17 protein-coding genes and 1 CRISPR repeat array are annotated in these 19,991 nt (G+C 49.8%); all 17 genes read right to left on the reverse strand.

Going from position 1 to position 19,991, the window contains the following annotated elements; translation table 11 throughout:
• Window positions 1–3: 3 nt before the first annotated feature.
• Window positions 4–1,554, reverse strand: coding sequence for a 2,3-bisphosphoglycerate-independent phosphoglycerate mutase (gene gpmI / locus Q366_RS09850; RefSeq protein WP_035238571.1), 1,551 nt, complete (start codon window positions 1,552–1,554; stop codon window positions 4–6).
• Complete coding sequence (rsfS, locus tag Q366_RS09855; protein ID WP_035238572.1) at window positions 1,544–1,936, reverse strand: ribosome silencing factor; 393 nt, start codon at window positions 1,934–1,936, stop codon at window positions 1,544–1,546. Before rsfS ends, gpmI begins: the two co-directional genes overlap by 11 nt.
• A complete protein-coding gene (gene nadD, locus Q366_RS09860; RefSeq protein ID WP_035238573.1) occupies window positions 1,933–2,577 on the reverse strand; it encodes a nicotinate (nicotinamide) nucleotide adenylyltransferase in 645 nt (214 codons plus the stop codon). Before nadD ends, rsfS begins: the two co-directional genes overlap by 4 nt.
• Before the next feature lie 14 nt (window positions 2,578–2,591).
• Complete coding sequence (gene obgE, locus Q366_RS09865) at window positions 2,592–3,632, reverse strand: GTPase ObgE (RefSeq protein WP_051957957.1); 1,041 nt, start codon at window positions 3,630–3,632, stop codon at window positions 2,592–2,594.
• On the reverse strand, window positions 3,629–3,883 hold the full coding sequence (gene rpmA / locus Q366_RS09870) for a 50S ribosomal protein L27 (RefSeq protein ID WP_035238574.1): 255 nt from the start codon (window positions 3,881–3,883) through the stop codon (window positions 3,629–3,631). Before rpmA ends, obgE begins: the two co-directional genes overlap by 4 nt.
• Before the next feature lie 59 nt (window positions 3,884–3,942).
• Window positions 3,943–4,254 carry a 50S ribosomal protein L21 gene (gene rplU / locus Q366_RS09875; protein WP_035238575.1) on the reverse strand — a complete coding sequence of 104 codons (312 nt, stop codon included), beginning with the start codon at window positions 4,252–4,254 and terminating at the stop codon, window positions 3,943–3,945.
• A 105-nt stretch (window positions 4,255–4,359) separates the two neighbouring features.
• Window positions 4,360–6,201, reverse strand: coding sequence for an ABC transporter ATP-binding protein (locus Q366_RS09880; protein WP_035238640.1), 1,842 nt, complete (start codon window positions 6,199–6,201; stop codon window positions 4,360–4,362).
• A 23-nt stretch (window positions 6,202–6,224) separates the two neighbouring features.
• Window positions 6,225–7,961 (reverse strand): ABC transporter ATP-binding protein, encoded by a 1,737-nt coding sequence (locus tag Q366_RS09885; protein ID WP_035238576.1) that lies wholly within the window; start codon window positions 7,959–7,961, stop codon window positions 6,225–6,227.
• The gene (locus Q366_RS09890) at window positions 7,958–8,467 is read right to left on the reverse strand and encodes a MarR family winged helix-turn-helix transcriptional regulator (RefSeq protein ID WP_084691772.1); all 510 of its coding nucleotides are present in this window, start codon (window positions 8,465–8,467) and stop codon (window positions 7,958–7,960) included. The genes Q366_RS09885 and Q366_RS09890 overlap by 4 nt, the downstream gene beginning before the upstream one ends.
• 118 nt (window positions 8,468–8,585) lie before the next feature.
• Window positions 8,586–10,733: direct repeats of the CRISPR family, unit length 28 nt; unit sequence TTCACAATCCCTCATGGGGATAGATAAC.
• A 131-nt stretch (window positions 10,734–10,864) separates the two neighbouring features.
• Window positions 10,865–11,155 carry a CRISPR-associated endonuclease Cas2 gene (gene cas2, locus Q366_RS09895; RefSeq protein ID WP_211251881.1) on the reverse strand — a complete coding sequence of 97 codons (291 nt, stop codon included), beginning with the start codon at window positions 11,153–11,155 and terminating at the stop codon, window positions 10,865–10,867.
• A gap of 14 nt (window positions 11,156–11,169) precedes the next feature.
• Window positions 11,170–12,138 carry a CRISPR-associated endonuclease Cas1 gene (gene cas1, locus Q366_RS09900; RefSeq protein ID WP_035238580.1) on the reverse strand — a complete coding sequence of 323 codons (969 nt, stop codon included), beginning with the start codon at window positions 12,136–12,138 and terminating at the stop codon, window positions 11,170–11,172.
• Window positions 12,139–12,146: 8 nt separating this feature from the next.
• Window positions 12,147–12,689 carry a Dna2/Cas4 domain-containing protein gene (locus Q366_RS09905; protein WP_035238581.1) on the reverse strand — a complete coding sequence of 181 codons (543 nt, stop codon included), beginning with the start codon at window positions 12,687–12,689 and terminating at the stop codon, window positions 12,147–12,149.
• A 1-nt stretch (window position 12,690) separates the two neighbouring features.
• A complete protein-coding gene (locus tag Q366_RS09910; RefSeq protein ID WP_051957958.1) occupies window positions 12,691–14,682 on the reverse strand; it encodes a DEAD/DEAH box helicase family protein in 1,992 nt (663 codons plus the stop codon).
• The gene (locus Q366_RS09915) at window positions 14,673–15,317 is read right to left on the reverse strand and encodes a hypothetical protein (RefSeq protein ID WP_035238583.1); all 645 of its coding nucleotides are present in this window, start codon (window positions 15,315–15,317) and stop codon (window positions 14,673–14,675) included. The genes Q366_RS09910 and Q366_RS09915 overlap by 10 nt, the downstream gene beginning before the upstream one ends.
• Window positions 15,318–15,319: 2 nt before the next feature.
• Window positions 15,320–16,324, reverse strand: coding sequence for a type I-D CRISPR-associated protein Cas7/Csc2 (cas7d, locus tag Q366_RS09920; RefSeq protein ID WP_035238585.1), 1,005 nt, complete (start codon window positions 16,322–16,324; stop codon window positions 15,320–15,322).
• Between the two features lie 14 nt (window positions 16,325–16,338).
• Complete coding sequence (locus tag Q366_RS09925; RefSeq protein ID WP_051957959.1) at window positions 16,339–19,224, reverse strand: hypothetical protein; 2,886 nt, start codon at window positions 19,222–19,224, stop codon at window positions 16,339–16,341.
• Window positions 19,221–19,955: a CRISPR-associated endoribonuclease Cas6 gene (locus Q366_RS09930; RefSeq protein WP_035238587.1), complete on the reverse strand. Its 735-nt coding sequence runs from the start codon at window positions 19,953–19,955 to the stop codon at window positions 19,221–19,223. The genes Q366_RS09925 and Q366_RS09930 overlap by 4 nt, the downstream gene beginning before the upstream one ends.
• Between the last annotated feature and the right edge of the window lie 36 nt (window positions 19,956–19,991).

Genomic DNA, 19,991 nt, shown 5'->3' on the forward strand with positions numbered 1-19,991 from the left:
GTCTTATTTTCCCTGGATCAGACACTGGCCTGTCATTTCCAAAGGCTGCTCTATGCCAAGAGCCTTGAGTATGGTCGGGGCAATATCCCCAAGTTTGCCGTCCGAAAGCGTGATGGCAGGGGCTGGCTTGGCTGCAACGATAAACCTTACCGGATTTAAGGTGTGGGCCGTATGGGGGGACCCGTCTTGGGCCAGCATCTGTTCGGCGTTGCCGTGGTCTGCCGTGACAAAAGCGGTGCCGCCTGTTTCCCAGATGGCTTCAACGACTTTTTTTACACAGATATCCACGGTTTCACATGCCTTTACCGCCGCTTCAAATATGCCGGTATGGCCCACCATGTCCATGTTGGCAAAGTTAAGCACCACAAACTGAAATTTGCCTGATCTGATCTGCTTGCAGGCTGTATCCGCCACTTGGGCTGCACTCATTTCAGGTTTTTGGTCATAGGTGTCCACATCCCGGGGGGAGGGGATGAGTATGCGCTCTTCTCCCTCAAAGACGGCCTCGTCACCACCGTTGAAAAAATAGGTGACATGGGCGTATTTTTCAGTCTCTGCAATGCGAAGCTGGGGGATTTCATGTTCGCTTAAGATCTGTCCTAAAATCTTGTCCAGGTGCTGGGGACCAAAGGCTGCGGGCAGATCAAAGTGCTCGTCATACTGGGTCATGCACACAAAATCGGAAAGCGTGGGATTGACGGGCCGCTCAAATTCGTAAAAATCTTTTTGTGTAAATGCCCGGGTGATCTCCTTGGCCCGGTCAGCCCGGAAATTGAAAAATATCACGCCGTCGCCTGGTTCAATTCTGCCTTCATTCCCCGGACAAAAGCATACCGGCTTGATGAATTCATCGGTTTCTTCCCGGTCATAGGCGGCCTGGATGGCCTGGACCGGGGTCTGTCCTGACGCATCAATCCCTTTGCCCTGGGTATAAAGCGCATAGGCCTTTTCTATCCGTTCCCAGCGGGTATCCCTGTCCATGGCCCAGAAACGGCCGGTCATGGTGGCCACTTTTCCTGTGCCAAGGTCCTGGAGTTTGTCCCCAAGCTGTTTTAGAAAATCAATGCCGGATGTGGGAGAGGTATCCCGGCCGTCCATAATGGGGTGGATATAAACCCGGGTAATGCCCTGATCCTTTGCCATTTTTATTAAGGCAAACAGGTGATTGATGTGGGAGTGGACCCCGCCGTCGGAAAGCAGCCCTAACAGATGCAGGCTTTTATCGGCCTGTTTCACCTTATCCATAACTGAAACAAGGGCCGGGGTGGAAGAAAAACTGTTGTCCCGGATGGCCATGTTGATCCGGACAAAATCCTGGGCCACAATCCTGCCGGCCCCCATGTTCATGTGTCCCACTTCGGAGTTTCCCATGGTACCGTCGGGAAGACCCACGGCCTCGCCGCAGCATTTAAGGGTTGTGTTCGGACAGCCGGCCATCAGCGTGTCCAGAAACGGTGTGTTGGCCGCGGCCACGGCATTGCCTTTTTCCGATTCGTTGATGCCCCATCCGTCAAGTATCATCAAGATATTGACCGGCTGTTTTTCAAAATCCATCGTCATCCTCCATATCGGTTTCTGTCTGGGTACCAAATCCGGAGAGATCAACCCGTTTGGCATCACTCCACAGCCCTTCAAGGTCATAAAACGCCCTGGCATCGGATTCAAAGACATGGATGATCAGGTGCCCGAAATCCAGAAGCGCCCACAGGCCTTCTTTGACCCCTTCTGAACCGATTGCCTTTATTTTTGCGTCCTTAAGGGATGTTACAATATGTTCGGCCAAGGACGTTACCTGCCGGCTTGATCCGGCCTCCACAATGACCACCATGTCTGTGTAAGAGGTTAATTCACTGACCATCAGTGCAACCACGCTTTTGGGTTTTCGGTCAAATATCGGGGAAAAATAGGGGATATATTCCTCTTGGAGGGCGATCATTTATATAAATCCTTTGTTCTGATAAAAGTCTCAACATATTCAGGTACAAGTCCTGAAATGGATTTACCGGATTTAATCCGGTTCCGAATCTGTGTTGATGAAATATCAATTCTTGGAACATTGCAGATGCGGATGGCAAAAAGCCGGTCATGGACAAAAAGGTTATCGTTCTTAAGTTTGTAGCCTTTTGCGACGTGTTCGTCAATAAAGGATGCAAAAGGTGCCATCCCGGTTTTTTCCCCCCGCTGCATCACGATCACGGGCAGTGCCCCAAAAATTTGGCGGGCCTGTTTCCAGGAGGGCGTGTCAAAAAAAGCATCAGAGCCTAAAAGCAGATGAAAACGGGCGTCTTTACCAAAGATGGTTTTAAACTGGGATATGGTATCAATGGTAAATGACGGGCCTTGCCGCTGAAGCTCGATATCAGATACCTGGAAACCATTCAGATGCTTCACAGCACCTTTGACCATGGCCAGACGGTCCTGTGCGGAAGCCAGGTTATGGTTGGATTTGTGGGGGGGCAGGGCTGACGGGTAAATGATGATTGTGTCAAAGGCGCACTGTGCCTTGACGTATTTGATGATGCCTAGGTGGCCGTTATGAATCGGATTGAATGTGCCGCCGAAAAGTCCTGCATTCATCTTGGCTGTGTCCGTTAAAGGTTGCCCGGCACGATCCCTTGTTTCCCCTTGTCTTCGGATGCTGTTGCTTGAAGCAGTTGAGCCAGGTGGTTGACCAGGGGTTTAACGCCATTGCCCGTGGCTGCGGAAATGGTAAAAACAGTCTGGTCAGGCAACGCATTTTTAAAGGCCTCAACCCGGTTTTCTGTGCCCGTAAGATCAATTTTATTGAGCACCACAACCTGGGTTTTGTTTGTCAGGGTATCGCTGTGCATTGCCAGTTCATTGTTTATAAGCTGAAACTGTGCCAGCGGATTTTCCGGATCAATACCGCCCGCGTCAATGAGATGCACCAGAATGCCGGTACGTTCAATATGCTTAAGAAATTTTATTCCAAGCCCCACCCCTTCATGGGCCCCTTCAATCAGTCCGGGGATGTCAGCTACGGCAAAGGGCTCGCCAAAGGGCGGCTCCACCATGCCGATGGTCGGGGTCAGTGTGGTAAAGGGATATTCGGCAATTTTGGGCCGGGCCGCGGAAATGCCTGAAATCAGGGTGGATTTGCCTGCGTTGGGCAGGCCCACAAGCCCGACATCTGCCATGAGTTTCAGCTCCAGGCGAAGTTTCATCTCAACACCCGGGATTCCGGGCTGGGCAAATCTGGGTACTCTGTTGGTGGATGTGGCAAATCGTTTATTGCCCCGTCCGCCCATGCCGCCCCGGGCTATAACGATTTCTTTGACAGGGTCGGTGAGGTCTGCAAGAACCTCGGAAGTTTCAGCATCAAAGACAATGGTACCGGGAGGCAGTGACAGATAGCAGTGGCTGCCGTTTTTGCCATGCTTCTGCTGTCCGAGGCCGGGAGATCCGTTCTTTGCGCTTAAGTGTTTTTGGCGGCGATATTCATACAGGGTCCGTTTTGAAGGATCCACCCGAAGGATGACATCTCCCCCATCGCCGCCGTCTCCGCCGTTGGGCCCGCCTTTTTCAATGAAACGTTCACGCCGAAAACTGACACAGCCTGCACCGCCGCTTCCGGACCTGATCGTAACAATAGCTTCATCAACGAATTTCACGCGTCATATACACTAACTTTTTTCTTGTCACGACCTTTTCTTTCAAAGGTCACGACACCGTCAATCTTGGCAAAAAGGGTATAGTCTTTGCCCATCCCTACATTGTTGCCGGGATGGATTCTGGTGCCGCACTGTCTGATAATGATATTACCTGCGGTGACTTTTTCTCCGCCGAATTTTTTTACGCCCCGCCGCTGGGCATTTGAATCCCGGCCGTTTTTTGAACTGCCTGCTGCTTTTTTATGTGACATATTTCTCTCTCTTTCATTATTAACACGCTACAAATTTAATATGCCTTAAGGACAAACAATTAAGCTGAAATGGAATCGATTCTGATTTCAGTATAGTGCTGCCTGTGGCCTCTCATTTTCCGGTAGCCTTTGCGCCGTTTGTATTTGAATACAAGCTGTTTTTTACTCCGCCCCTGTTCTACGATAAAAGCTTTGACGCTTGCATTCTCAATCTGGGGCGCGCCTAAGGTTACGGTCTCGCCATCGGAGTATAAAAGGACATCATTAAACTCAATTGCAGCGCCTTGGCTGCCCTCAAGTTTTTCAACCTTTAAAACCTGATCCTCATGGACCTTGTATTGTTTGCCCCCGGTTCTGATTACTGCATACATGGGTTTATCTCCTTACAATCTGACATCATATATCTAGTATCTAAAAAAACTCTGCATACTATAACTATTTGTCTGTATTGTCAATTAATTTTTAATTTCCATATTTTAGCCGGGCCGGTGCTTGAACTGGCTTTGATACAGCTGGTAATAGCTGCCCTGCATGGCCAGAAGTTCCCGGGGGGAGCCTTTTTCGATAATTCTGCCTTTGTCAATGACAATGACTTGGTCGGCATTGGCAATGGTGGAAAGACGGTGGGCAATGACAAAGCTTGTGCGGCCGCGCATCAGCTGGTCAAGTGCCTGCTGGATGAGTGCCTCCGTACGGGTGTCCACGGAACTTGTGGCTTCGTCCAGGACCAGGATGGCCGGATCGGCCAGGATGGCCCGGGCAATGGCCAGAAGCTGGCGCTGGCCCTGGGACAGATTTGATCCCCGCTCGGAAAGCAGCGTGTGGTAGCCCTGGGGCAGGCGGCGGATAAAACCGTCTGCCCGGGCAGTGCGGGCTGCGGCAAACACCTCTTCATCCGTGGCGTTAAGCCGGCCGTAACGGATATTTTCCAGCACAGACTCACTGAACAAAAAAGTCTGCTGCAGGACTACGCCCAACTGTCGCCGCAGGCTTTCACGGGTTGCACTGCGGATATCAATGCCGTCAATGCGGATCTCTCCCTGATCGTTATCGTAAAACCGGGACAACAGATTGATCAGTGTTGTTTTTCCGGCACCCGTGTGCCCCACCAGGGCGATGCGCTGTCCGGGCCGGGCATGCAGGCTTATATCATACAGCACCGGAATCCCCGGGATATACGAGAAGGTGACGTGGTCAAACCGGACCTCTCCGGCCACTTGTTCGAATCTACAGGCATCGGGCGGGTCTGGTGAATCCGGGACCATGTCCATAATTTCGAAAATCCGTTCAGCCCCGGCCAGGGCTGCCTGGATCTGGTTGTAAATATTGCCCAGCTGGCGCAACGGTTCTGCAAAGCGCCTGGAATAGGAGATAAACGCGGCAATGGTTCCCACGGACACCATGCCGCGGACAGCCAGCCACCCCCCCAGGCCGCAGACCACCGCGATGTTGAGATTGGACAGGATGCCCATCATGGGCATGACCAGAAGCGACAGGGTCATGGCTGCGATGCCGGTGGTCCGGGCTGCTTCGTTGGCCTGATCAAACTTTTCCAGGGCGCTTTGCTCCTGCCCGAAAGCCAGCACCACCCGCTGTCCGCTGTAAGTTTCCTCAAGGGATGCGTTCAGATTGCCTAAATTTTTCTGATAACCCTGGAATTTTTTCCGGGTTTTTTTTCCCACCAGCCCCACCAGACCGATCATCAAAGGAAAGGCCAGCATTGAGCCCGCAGCCAGCCACGGATCTATAAAAAATATAATAATCACAATGCCGGCCAAGGTAAAAAGCCCGGTGAATAACTGGGCCGCATGGTTGGTGAGCACCTGGTTGACGGCATCCATGTCATTGGTCAGCCGGCTCATCAGGTCCCCCTGGGCCTGGGTGTCAAAAAATTTGAGCGGCAGGGTCTGCATATGGTTAAACAGATCCGCACGCAGGATCTGCATGGCCTTTTGGGACACATGGGCAATTAAAACGCCCTGCACTAACTGGGCCCCGGAGGAAATCAGGTAGGCGGCCAGCATGAGCAGGAGGGGCAGACGCAGCGCATCGGTCTGGCGGTTGCCCAGAAGATCAATGGTCTGGCCGACCAGGTAGGGGGTGGACAGGGCCATGCCTGTGCCTGTAATTGCTGCGGCAATGATTATTACAAGGGTGCTTCGATACGGGTAAAGATAACGCGAAAGACGGCGCAGGGTTCCGCCTGCATTTTTGGCCCGTCGGATATCCCGCACCAGCAGGGCCCCGCTGCCCCTTCCCGGACCGGTCATCCCGGTGAAATCTGATTTGCCGGATTTCAGGTTTTGCTTATTTGTCATGGTTTCCCCTTCCACCACCGCGGTCACTGAAGCTGGGAGCGGTAAATATCCTGGTAAATAGGGCTTGAGGCCAGCAGTTCAGCATGGGTGCCGGCGGCTGAAATCCGGCCCTGGTCAAGGAGCAGGATTTTGTCGGCATGAATCACGGTGCTGATGCGCTGGGCCACGATCAGCCGGGTGACCGGGGGGCGGCAGCTTCCGGCCCACTGGTCCAGGGCCTTTTGAAGCCGGGTTTCCGTCTCCGCATCCAGGGCACTGGTGGCATCGTCCAGGATCAGCACCCTGGGCCTGACCACCAGGGCCCGGGCAATGGCAATGCGCTGCTGCTGGCCCCCGGAGAGCGTGCCCCCGCGCGAACCGATCGGGGTGTCAAAGCCCTGGGGCAGGCGGTCAATAAACGCTGTGGCCTGGGCCGTGTCTGCGGCGGCTTGGACCTCTTCCCGGGTGGCCGCCATCCGGCCGTAACGGATGTTGTCCTGTATGGTCCCGCTGAACAGAACGGTTTCCTGGAGCACCATGCCCACAGTGCTGCGCAGCCGGCCTATGTCCATGTCCTTTACGTCAATGCCGTCAAGGGTGACCCGGCCGGCGGTTACGTCGTAAAACCGCGGGATCAGGTGAACCAGGGAAGATTTGCCGGCACCGGTGGCACCAAGTACTGCCACGGTTTCTCCTGGCTCAGCAATAAAAGAGATCTCTTTGAGAACCGGCTCGGTGCAATCTGTGCCGTAGCTGAAACAGACCTTTTCAAAGGCGATCCGTCCCCGGACCTGGTCCGGGTACACCGGACTGGCCGGGGGCGTGACCTGGGGCGTTGCATCCAGCACTTCCAGGATACGGCCGGCCGAGGCATCTGCCGCAGCCAGCGGACCGAGCATGATCCCCAGCAACAGGATCGGAAACAGGGCAAATCCAAGATAATTAATGGACGCCACCATATGGCCCAGGGTCATGCCCCCGGATAATACAAGCCCGCTGCCAAGCCAGATGGCACCGACCAACGCCAGGTTCAGCGCAAAAAGCATGAGCGGCATGAACACCGCCGAAAGCCGGGAGACCTGGACAGCCTGGTCCATCAGTGCCTGGTTGGCGTGATCAAACCGGGTGATTTCATGGGCCGTGCGCACAAAGGCCTTGACCAGCCGGATACCGGCCAGGTTTTCCTGCAGGATGGTGTTCAGCCGGTCAAGGCGTTGCTGCATCTCCAGGAATAACCGGCGGGATCTGCGGGCGAACATCCACATCATACCAATGATAAAGGGCACAAAACAGGCAGCCATCAGGGCCAGGCGCGGACTGGTCAGGGCCAGCATGATAATGGCACCGGCGGCCCAGACCGGGGCTTTGGTCATGATGCGCAACTGAAGGATCACAATGGTCTGTACGGTGTTGACGTCACTGGTGGAACGGACAATAAGATTGCCGGTCTTAAGATGGTCGAGATTGCCGAATGAAAGGGACTGGACCTTGCGCATGAGCGCGCTCCGCAGGTTGGCCCCGAATCCCAGGGCCGCAACCACCGAAAGCCGGTTGTTGGCCAGGGCAAAGATCATGGAAATCAGGGCCGCACCCGCCATATAAAGGGCTGTGGTCACCACAACATGCAGGTCATTGACCAGGATGCCTTTGTCAATGATTCGCTGGGTTAAGCGGGGAATGGCAAGGTCGGCTGCCACCATGAAAAAGAGCAGGACCAGGGCGGTTACGGCCTGGACCCCATAAGGACGAAGGAACCGGTATAACCGGGGAAGGGAATTCATCGGCCCTCCTGACACGGCTTGCAAGCGTGTTCCGGTTCGCTGGGATCTGTGGCCCGGGCTGTTCGGGACAAATGCTGCTGGACTTTGATCAGTGAAGAAAACAAGGCTTTTTGTTCCCTTTGACTCAGTACCGAGGTTAATTCCCGGTCCAGGTCTTCAAACGTGGTGCGGATCTCCCGGCCCAGAACGTTGGACTTTTCAGTTAACTGCACCTGGACAGTCCGCTGGTCGGTTGCCATTCGCTGGCGTTGGATCCATCCGTTTCTTTCCATTCGCTGCAAAGCGCTGGTGGTTGTGGCCGGGGTGATGTTCAGTGCCTGGGCAAGGGTGGTCTGGGCCACACCATCTTTTCGCCAAAGACGGCCCAGGATCATTCCCTGGGTGTGTGACAGCCCGAACTCATGCAGTTTTGCCCGCATGCGCATTCCCACAAGCCGGCTGACATGCGCCAGCAAAAGCCCTAATGTCTGTTTTTGGAAATCTGAATTTGAATCGGTCATATTCATTTAGCTATCTAATTATTAGTTATCAAACTAATAAATGGGCCGAATATTATTGTCAACGAAAAAATGTTGGCCTGGCTTTTTTAGCTCATCGCGGTATTCCAAAGAACAGATATCGAGCTTCACAATCCCTCATGGGGATAGATAACTCCAATGAAGTCATCATTGAGCCAAATGCGAACCCCATTCACAATCCCTCATGGGGATAGAGAACGACTCCACGGCCATGCTGCTCATGATGCTTGAGCGGTTCACAATCCCTCATGGGGATAGATAACGATACTCAACGCTTTCCGTCATCTCTGAAATATCAATTCACAATCCCTCATGGGGATAGATAACGATACTCAACGCTTTCCGTCATCTCTGAAATATCAATTCACAATCCCTCATGGGGATAGATAACGCACCAAAACTTACAATAGCAGAAACATCATTTATTGTTCACAATCCCTCATGGGGATAGATAACCCAGTTTTGACGTTTACCTGACCACAACGCTTGACCTTCACAATCCCTCATGGGGATAGATAACTGAGATAATTGGACAAGATGCTGTAACGTACATTGACTTCACAATCCCTCATGGGGATAGATAACCCAATAAAAGACAAGATCGTTTGCCGCCCGCTCCCGTTCACAATCCCTCATGGGGATAGATAACGGCCGGTTCTATCTGTTTTAGCCAGGCTGATAAGATTTCACAATCCCTCATGGGGATAGATAACGATAAGTTTATTTACCAGGCCCATGACATAATCAATTTCACAATCCCTCATGGGGATAGATAACATAGAGCCATGCATCTTGGCCGGCTGCCCCCGGGGATTCACAATCCCTCATGGGGATAGATAACTCTTTGGTGTAAGCTTTGATTTTGGACTAATCAGCGTTTCACAATCCCTCATGGGGATAGATAACTTGTTGCAGGTGCCGCAATTGCCGCGTTAATCGGATTTCACAATCCCTCATGGGGATAGATAACTGTTTTTAATCGCCTGCCGGGATCTTCCCCTGAGCGTTTCACAATCCCTCATGGGGATAGATAACAAATATCAAAAAGATTATCTGCTGATATAATTTTGAGTTCACAATCCCTCATGGGGATAGATAACCGGTAACCAAGGCTCCACAGTGTGCTGGAATACTTGATTCACAATCCCTCATGGGGATAGATAACCATTGCCGTCAACCTTAAGGCCGTAATAATTACCGATTTCACAATCCCTCATGGGGATAGATAACGATCGCGCAATACCCGGATGCCATAACGGTCAACGATTTCACAATCCCTCATGGGGATAGATAACATCCATCCAGGTTAAAATCTGTCGAGTTAAAAAAGATTCACAATCCCTCATGGGGATAGATAACCCCGTTATTCTGTTCTTCTCGTTTAACGAGCATATTTTCACAATCCCTCATGGGGATAGATAACGCATGCAGCTTTAGCGTCATCAAAATCATTAGGAGCTTCACAATCCCTCATGGGGATAGATAACCCGGATACGGTTATGGTCCCCCCTGTGGCCAAATTATTTCACAATCCCTCATGGGGATAGATAACCGGTATAACGGATGCCTTCAATCGCGTCCAGGATACTTTCACAATCCCTCATGGGGATAGATAACCCGTGCCGCTGAAAGTTATTTTGCTCAAAATACCGTTTCACAATCCCTCATGGGGATAGATAACATCTGGACCGACTGAGGCAGACAGCACTATCGAAACTTCACAATCCCTCATGGGGATAGATAACACGGTTTGTTCGGGTCGCTGACATCATTGACAAACTTCACAATCCCTCATGGGGATAGATAACGAGCCAAACCACTGTCCGGGTCAAACTCCTCAAGTTTCACAATCCCTCATGGGGATAGATAACCAAGATCCTTTGTTCATGCGGTTTTTGCTCAGTCTTTTCACAATCCCTCATGGGGATAGATAACTAAAACTAAAGGTTTGTTCAACGGCAAGGGGAACGATTCACAATCCCTCATGGGGATAGATAACTTATATCGAACAAAAGTTATATCAAACAAAAGTTGCTTCACAATCCCTCATGGGGATAGATAACCTGTTTTGCCGATCTGGGCCGGAGCGCAAAGATACTTTCACAATCCCTCATGGGGATAGATAACCCTCAAGGTTAAACCCGGCCCAGGCCCGTTCCCATTTCACAATCCCTCATGGGGATAGATAACGTCAGCAGGAGTTTGCCCCGATGTGGTCACAACCTGTTCACAATCCCTCATGGGGATAGATAACCGCCGAATCTTATAACAATATCATTACCACGATAATTCAAATTATAATAAAACAACCTGTAGATAAGTATGCCCTCGCTTCATTCTTCTGAAACAAATACTTCACCCGGCATCGAAGTTCACCTCTTCTTGCTACAGTACATAAAAATCTGATGAATGAGAAGTGTCTTCATTTCGTTTAGCCTCACCTTTTCCGCACGCAGGTTTTGTATAATGAGCCACTTTTACATTTTTCCGGTTAGCAGCGCTAATTTCTGTCACGCGCTCGTTCGGCCTTAAAAGGCGGCTGATTTCCCGCCGGAGTTCAATCACCTTTGCTTCAGATAGGTCCCCGCTAAAAACAGAATATTGAATATGCTCTAAATATTTCTGGAGCAGCTTTTTAAATTTTTCAGTTCGGCGAGCTTCCACATCATACGTCATCAGTATATACATGCCTAAATCTTTCGTTTAAACGATTCATATTCATAAATTCCCATTACATGACGTTCAAGATTAAGGGCTTCCTTATACATCCACTCACGATAGGTCCGCCCTTTCAATGTCTCCTCCAATCGTGTAGAAAACTGCATTGCTACATGTTTTCTGCCCGTTTCGGAAAGAAGACAGACACCGTCTTTTTGATCAAACCAGTTTTCCCGGAGCATCCCTTTCCTGACCATTTTGAAAATTAAGGCGTCTGTAAGAATCGGCTTAAAAAGTTCCGCTAAATCCAGACTCAAAGACGCCCGATTTGATGAAGGTGAATGGAGCCAACTAAGACTTTGATCCAGGTGAGTTTTAAAAATTTCATGTCGTACCACCGTATATGTCATCTGGTTTAAAAATGAAATCAGACAATTTACTGGATTGTTGGGTGGCCGACGTATTCGCCTGCCAAAATCCAAGGCAGGATCAATTAGCTTCCAAGCTCCGTAATAAATTTGATGAAGGTTTCCTTCAACCCCCATAAGTTCCTCACAGGAAGCTGTCTTGTCGATTTTATCGATATGACGGTCCATCTGACAGATAGGCATATTCAACTCATCAACACCTCGATACTTATAATAAAGCAGGTTGGCTTGCATATTGTGGGCGGCGCCGCGAACGATCTCCCGGGCAATCACCATTTTTAGTTTATCATCCAATATGCAGCGAGACTGTTCCAGCTTCACCCGGCCGGACGGACTTTGATCCACCGGTTCAAAAGCGCCCTTAAAATATCCATAATAATCAAAAAAAGAGATTCGGATACCGTGCATCCCGCACAGGCACAGGATCCTGGAATTCATCTTTGCTTCTGAGAGCATCACAATATGCCGGATTTTTTCCACCGGATAGGGCTTTGACATTCCATTTACCGTTAAGAAAAGTGTGTTCTCACGGCGTTTCAACTGTGCATCTTTTGAAACGAAAAGAGTTTCCATAGATCAGCCTAATCAAATCCGCAAAAACCGGCCAGGGAGCATGCGGCACACAGCCGGATGCGCCTTGCTTCAGGCGGTTTTTCCATTGAGGTCAATAATTTTAACCGTTCTAAAGAGGTGCGAAGGCGCTTTAATTGCCTGGCATCCAGAGGAACTTCGCGCCGCCTGCGGGTAGACAAAATGTGGGTTACGGCCCGCCATTCCAGGTTGGTTGTTAATGAAAGCATCACCGCATAGAAGGCAGTCTGGTCGTTGGAGGCATCAACTGCACCGGCAGTTCCCTTGTTTTCATAAACAACCCGGTTTTCCCAGTCTATTCTGTCCGGAGCCAGACCGAAAAGACTCTGAGTGGTCCGATCCCGTGAATAGCTGGCCGCGTGCTTTGCCGATCCTGTCTGAACCTTTCCGTACCACTGGGCAAAATTGATGTGATGCAGGTACATCCATGCCCGCCTTTCGCACAATGCAATATGTTGAAAATGAAGGCCGTGAAGGTTCAGTCGGTCTACCTCTTCATAAAATTCAGTTGCATGGGGCCAATTTTTCAGCATTTTATAAAACACCTGCCGCTGAAAGCGGTTCTGCATCATCCCGAACAACAAGGCCGGTAAGTTGTACCAACTTCAGGGCGGAATTCATGGCCTGGGGATAAAGGCGCCAGACCAAAGATTCTGATCCTTCTTTTTTACAAAACTCACTGCACCAGGCCTTTATCAGAAAAGCGTCGTCGTTCAGCAAAACCGTTTGCTGGGTATGGGGAAAACAGGCTTTGCATGTTGCTTTGACAAACTGAACGTCATCCAGTAAATGGTCGGGAAGGCGTCCCGGAATAACGACCTCTTCATTGCCATCTTCTGCTACCAGCAATGGATACCGGTCCAGGATATCCGTATTGCGTTGCAACCATATCTCAGTTGCGCAAAAGCAGTCGCCATTGCCGTTTTTCTCAATCACCCTTATCCCTTTGGCGATATCCCGAAGCATCCGGGTCTCCAACTCGAACCGGTCGCACCAGGATTTTGCTGCCTCGCCCATAAACTGATCCCTTTCCATTTCCCGGACATTGCCAAGCAAGCTGAAAATGGTTTTTGCAGGGGTGGGTTGACAGGTTCTCAGGTGTTTCCAACGATGCCCTCTGTTGCTGAAGTGATTCATCAAAACATTCCAGTAGAGACCTGTTGCATAGGCAGCGCGGTTCGGCATTTTTCCAAAATGTTTTTTCTCGTCTTCCGGACAATCTTTAAACTGTTTTTTTGTTTTTTTGCATAACACATCTGCCATTTCATTGATTTGAACTGTTTGCCCGCGATGTTCTTCAATCCATTTTACAAGCTGCCTGAGCCAACTGTTTTTAGTAACAATCATATCGTCATAGCGAACAAATACGAAGCCATCATGATCCCCCCGGGCCGCCCTTCCATAGCGTTGGAGAAAATTCATTGCCTCAAACCCCGGCTCCATAAATAATAGGTCAGCCCGAAACGTCACGCCCATTTCAACACTGGCCGTTGCGATCAGAATCTCAAACAGTTCCGGGTTCTGCTGTCTGCCTGATGCAAAATAGCCGCTGTCATCCCTGCCGGACCTGGAATCATCAATACTGTCGATAACCAGGCCTTTTTTCGATTCTATCCCGGCTTTCTGACAGATTTTTCCAAGTTCTGGTTTATCCCGTTGCAAATCAGACAATTTGTCGTAAATCACCACGACTTGCCGGCCTTTTTCTCTTTCCTTGCGAATTAAATCTGCATTGTAATAAAGAAGGGGAGCCATACCATCACAACGGCAGAATGAAAGATGAACATCTCCATGAACGGCCCGACCTTCGGGCGTCAGCTTTTCCTCAATTTCCATAATCCGGTCTTCTGCAATTTCCAGCCGTTTTAAAACCGGCTTGATATCAATCGGGGTTGCTGAAAGAAAACTGACCTTTGCACGGGCACCGCTACATTCTGAGGCTAACTTGGCAAAAAGTCCTGCCAGTCCGAATCCTCGCGGGGAAATCGTGTGAAACTCGTCAAACACGATGTGATCAAAGGCCATCAGAATATCGAATACGCCTTTATCAGACAACCCCTTTTCAGGGGTGTGCCTTAGCAGCACACAGCTGACCACTTCCGGCACTGCAATGACCATCTCCCCGCCGTCAACGGCATCATTTATATCAGTAATTTCCCGTACCCGGCGGGTGCTGATACGGTTTTCACCTGCCTCTCTGAGCCGCTGGCTTTCATCTGAGTTCCAAAGGGCAATCTTTGACCCGGCTTTTGATACATCCCAGCCATGTTCTTTTATCAGGGCGTCCCGGAGGTCTGCTGCCAGATTCTGACAAAGCCTTCGGGTTGGAACGATAAAGAGTATCCGTTCCCCCCTGTCAATCATGGCCCGTTCAAAGGCATAGCTTTTTCCAGCCCCGGTGGGGGCATGGGCAATACGGATTTTTGCCGGGTCGTCCACCAGACGCTGTTGTAGTGGAGACAAGCCGGAGTCCGGCATCTGCCCCACGCAGTGCCGGGCTATAGTCAGTTCCGTTGTTATCTCCATTGTATTAACCTTCCGGCTGCCTCTGAAAGTGACATAAAAGGGGACAATTGCAGACTATGAAGACAATAACGATCCACCGGAAGTTCCTGATCAAACAAAGCTGCCGTGGATGCGTTCAACCGCACAGCGCGTAAATTATTCTCCTCTTTTTTTAATTTAACCATCCCGTTTCTATGCAGGCCGATACGAATGACCAGTTCATCTTCTCCGGCATATTCAAATGGATCAAATCCCTCCAAGCCAAGAATAATACCTGTAAATTTTTGGTATGGCGGTACTTCCTGGGTGTGAAAAAAATCTTTGAGGTTGCCCTTTTTAGCCACATCCTGGGTCTTTTTTTGAAAACCACCCTCTGCATCCAGGTTTAAGCGGCGGGTGACCGGCGGCAGTAACCGGGGCGAATCTGTTAAAAATACCGATGTACGCCAAGGCATGGACGCCATATGCAGTCGATAATTTTTGGCGGGCAGTCCCACCCGTGCTGCTGTCATCCCCAAGGCCGCCGCCAGTCCGAAGGCCACGGCCCTGTCGCTGATCAGTTCCGGCAGGGTCGCTGTGCCGCTTTGAACCATCAGGCTGTGGTAGGCAAAAGGTGTCAATGTTTCTGCGGTTACGTCGATAGGATCTGCTTTCATGGTTATTTTCCTGTTCCGAACCAGCTGTCAAAAAGTTCCGCAATTTTTGGCTCGGCATTTTTATACTGGGTTTCAAGGGCGGCGTCTTCGGTTTCAAATTTATGGATCAGGTCTTGCTGGTATTTGTTCAATGCGTCTGAATCCATATGGGTCTCATGAATACCTGACATAATTTCATGCAGGGCTTGTATTACGGCATCAGCGTCTTTTTTATTTATATCTTTTTTCGATAGAGCCTTGACAATCTCGTAAGGTGAGGATTGTGGACGTTCAAATTGTGAGCCGTACAGCCCTGCAAAACGTGAGCGGATATTGACGCCTGTGGTGGATGTCTGGCCGCCATATGCACCAGCCAGCCCCATGGAAAGCAGGAGATGATCCAGCCCTTCAGGCGGAAGCACCTTCCCCCTTGTGGAGAGGACCTGGATCATGAGGGTTTCGGGGAGGATAAAAAACCGGGTGAACAGATTATCGCTGTTTTTTTTGCTTTCCGCGTCAAACAGGGTGCCATCTTCCATTGCCCTGTTGTGGAAACTTTCATCCACACACAGTTGCTTGGGCAAAAGGCTGAGACCGTCTGAGTAATTGACTGCGGTCCGTACCGGGAGAATGCGGTTATCCTGAACCGCAGAATCCCCGAACACCAGTGTATTCATGTCGTAGGCTTCAGATGGCTTCTGATTTTTTCTCAGCACGGTTTTGTTCTGGGGCAATTTCCCACCGACCTGGTATGCCCTGAGAATCTGAAGCCCTCGTCCTTTTTCAATGAACTTGAATTTGTTGGGAACTGCCCGGATATACGTTTCATCATTAAATTCAATATCTGTTATTTCCTGCTCCGCATTTCTAAAAATCACCGGAGCTATGGCCTCACGAATCATAACCAGCGTCAGGCATCCGGTATTTTTCAATGCCGGGTGGATGTAAAAATCATTCTTTTTATCACCGGTTATGGTGGTGCCAGTCAAGGTTTCAAGAGTGCCAAGGTATTTATGAAATCGTTTCATGTTGCATATCTCCTTCATTGTTTATCTGTTTGGTTCTGCGCTTCTCTTATTTCTTTATGGGCTTTGATAAATGCCACCCGGTAAATGCTCGACATCACCCGCCTGCTTTTCTGGCTGGGATACTTATTTTTAAATACCCCTTTCCATACGTCATTGACGAAAATTCCTGCAACCTCTTCACACCCTTCCATCAAGGTCCTCCCCTGCCTGTTCTGTCTTTTTCCTGCCTTCTCACGCCGGACTAAGTTGGTTTCTAACTCACCAGCAACGGCATAAATCATTGAGATAGAATCTATCTGGCTATCTTTTTGTGCTGCACTGATTGCATCCAGACAAATTTTAAACACCAGTAGTTCATCACTGCTTGAGGCTCTTGCTCCCGGATTTTTCTGGATACCGGCGGCAGCTGTTCCCAATTTAACCAAAGCGCCTTCCTGTTCACCCATGGCTTTTTCTCCTTTTAGATATTTGGTATATTCTGTTTGTAATTCCTTTATTAAATCCGGCTTTTTTTCCTTTTTTTCCTCTTTTTTATCTCTGATATGGCACCAAGCCATGCAAGCAGCACCAAACCGCGTCTGGGGTGCCGCATATCGCTTTAGCACGTCATAACCCAGGCCGTTTGTTTCCATCAGGTCGCCCGCAATATGCAGTTGATAGAGGGCCTCGGGGAGTTGTTCAAGGCAGAGGGCATTTCCGCCTATCAGATCGGCCAGTACACGGGGCATGGCATCATAAAAGAAAAATTCTTTTTTAAGGACAGGAAGGCCGCGAAATAGATGAAAAGGCCTGCCCGTCCGACGGCAGGCGGTTAAGAGCAGGCGGAGCATATTGATCTGATCTTCCAGTTTTTCGGGCATTCGCTCAAGCCTGGCGATCCGGTATCGGGCCTGATACATTTCCATGCCTTTGAGTACTTTCCCTTTTTTTATTTCAAGTCTGCTTAGATCATAAGCAGACATGGCAACCATAGCTTTATCATCCCGCAGCGCCAGACCTCCGAATAATCCGCTGGTAACAGGGGAAGAAATCAAAGTAGGGACACCGTTATCCCGCCCGCCCTGGAGACCGTGTGCCCGGGCACGAAGTTTATGTTCAGCAAGACTTGAGGCACCGACATTGGTGTGGGAACTGTCCATTGTCACTGACTCAGGCCGTCCCTCACGACCGGAAAAAGCCGAGACTTTTACACCGTACAATCCAGTGGCCTGTTTGATGGTGTTGGAAAACTGAACAGGTTCATCTGTAAAAATACACCGGCCCTTTGCATTCTCATCAGACACTGAAACCCGCCTGCCGGAAAGCATCTGTTTCAACCTCATTTTTACGCCTTGAATTACTTGTGCGCCTTCACCACTAAAAAATTGATTAAATCCCGGACTATCTTCAGTGCCCTCCAGCCATTGTTTTAAAAGTCCTTTGTCTTCACCCCAAACAGATTCCTCAATATCCTCATTTTCATTTGCCAAGGCCGTGACCCACAAACCGGTTAATGTTCTTCGGGAGGCGTCATCCTCAATGGAAACAAGCCATTCAGGCGGTGCCTTTTCGACAACGTCTAAAAGCTTTTTTTCACGGTCACAGCTTTGGGGCACGGCGTTTTTAGGTTTGGCGTCTACCTTCAGATTTAAAAGCATGACAAGAATAGCTGCATGATACATCCATTCCATCGCTTCTGAATCAAATCCACTGAAACTTGCATAAACCGGTAGTAACTGCCCGGTGAATTTGGACGGCCATGCCGGCTGTAAACCTATTTCCGAAAGAAGTTCGTCCAATGGGTTTTCAACATCATGTTTTAAGTCCTGTTTGATTTTGAAAAGATCGCTTAGCTTTTTTGAGGTCAAGGTTTCAATATAATTCTCCAGGTCACCAAAAGTTGGTGATCCATTATAGAGACAGGGAATTCCCCTATTGGAAACATCCAGGCTTAGGTTAAAAGGTAGCCCTTCAGCCAATGCATTCAGTCCGCTATGCAGAATTGCATCATACCGGGATCGGGGCAACAGCATAAACAGGTGTCCGTCCTGGTGGACCTCAATCAGAGGAGGGATGCCTGACAAATGAATACTCAGTCGGGACAGATACCGCTGAAGTTCGTCCAGCAAAAACGGATGCAGGGGATCGAATAAATGGATTTCCTTCCACGCCTTGATGAAATCGCTTCTAAGGGCGCCTTGATCTTTTTGCAAACATTGTATTACCCCATGTAGACCACCGGATTCGGGATTGTTTAAAACCCAGGTGCTGTCCAGTTGATCTGCCAGCCGGACATAGCGTGTGAGATTTTCAAATTCTCTGGGGGGAGGTATATCCGGCAGATGGCGGTGAGCCTGGCTTGCTTCTGCTTTCTCAATCAAATACCGAAGCTGGGCCGGAGAAAGGGAGAGACCGAACCGGCTCAAAAAATCGGAGATGCCGTAACGGTTCATTCGCTCTGCAAGATCATCAAGGGAGATTGACTCATCTCTTGCAAGCTGCAAATCCTTATCAATATCGTGCATAAAACCGACAACCGCGATAACCACAAGCCTTTGTTCCAAACCTGTGTCATCCATTTCAGGATTCCGGGCAAGCCAGTCCACTGCTGCCAGCAACATTGCCCCCCGCATGACAGACAAAAGATGTTCCAGAAGCGTGATATTAAAGTATTGGCTGTACTGCTGTCGTTTTTGGGGATCGGATGAATACCCGCCCTTGCCGCTGATGGTCATCAAACGGAGAACACGGCGATCAATATGGGTTTTATTTTTTAAAATTTGTTCCCGGGCTTTTTCACTGAGAGGAATATTTTCCCGGTCTTTTTTCATCAAATGCGTTTCAAGTACGTCTGAAAGAAAAGATTGATAAACTTTTGAGACGGTATTGGTGGCTTTTGGCATCCATTCAGATTCACTCATCGCCCAATCCCCCGTTCTGCCAATCCGATGCATCCAAATCCGCTCCGGTTTTTTTCGCCGATGCCGGCATACCAGGCCAGACGCAAGTCCTCTTCGCTGCCCTGTATTACCAACGGCGCACGCATACCAATGACAAAGGCACGCCTGCCATTTTTCATTTCTTTGGTCTGGATAAGGGTGTCGTGTTTGGGATGGGCGCGCAAATAGAGATGGTCTGGCGATATCTTCAGATCAACATCTCTTCCCGTCAGACGGCTGAGGCGATGACTTACCGCCCGGCTCAAATCGGCTTCTAACAATTGGGTATGCCAGCGAGGGGTATTTTTTCCCCTTGCCTGACGTGAGATGGCTAAAGGAGAGAGCAGCACCAGCCCCAGTGCAGACTGTCCAGGCCCGACAGGGTCAGAGTCTTCGAGAATCTGACCCTGTGAAAAATCAATCTGTTCTGCGGTTAAGGCCCGGCTGTAGCAGACTGCAGATGGATCAAATTTTTTCAGAACTCCGGACAGGTCATCATCCGGGGAACCCACCACCAGGGTATGGACATGATTCTCTCGTTTGCTGTTCCATCCCAGAACTCCAAAATGCCAGATGCCGGCCTGCTGTCCCACCACGGATTCCGGCAGCGCTCCGGCGTCTATCCAGGCATGTACCAGAGAATCGTGAATGATATCCAAATTTCGATAGGTTGCGGAAACCCTTTTAGGTAAAGTTAATCTAATTCTATACATTGGCAGATCCTTCTTGAGTTTGACGTCGATTCTGAT

The organism is Desulfobacter vibrioformis DSM 8776, from assembly GCF_000745975.1.
In the GTDB taxonomy this organism is placed as follows: Bacteria; Desulfobacterota; Desulfobacteria; order Desulfobacterales; family Desulfobacteraceae; genus Desulfobacter; species Desulfobacter vibrioformis.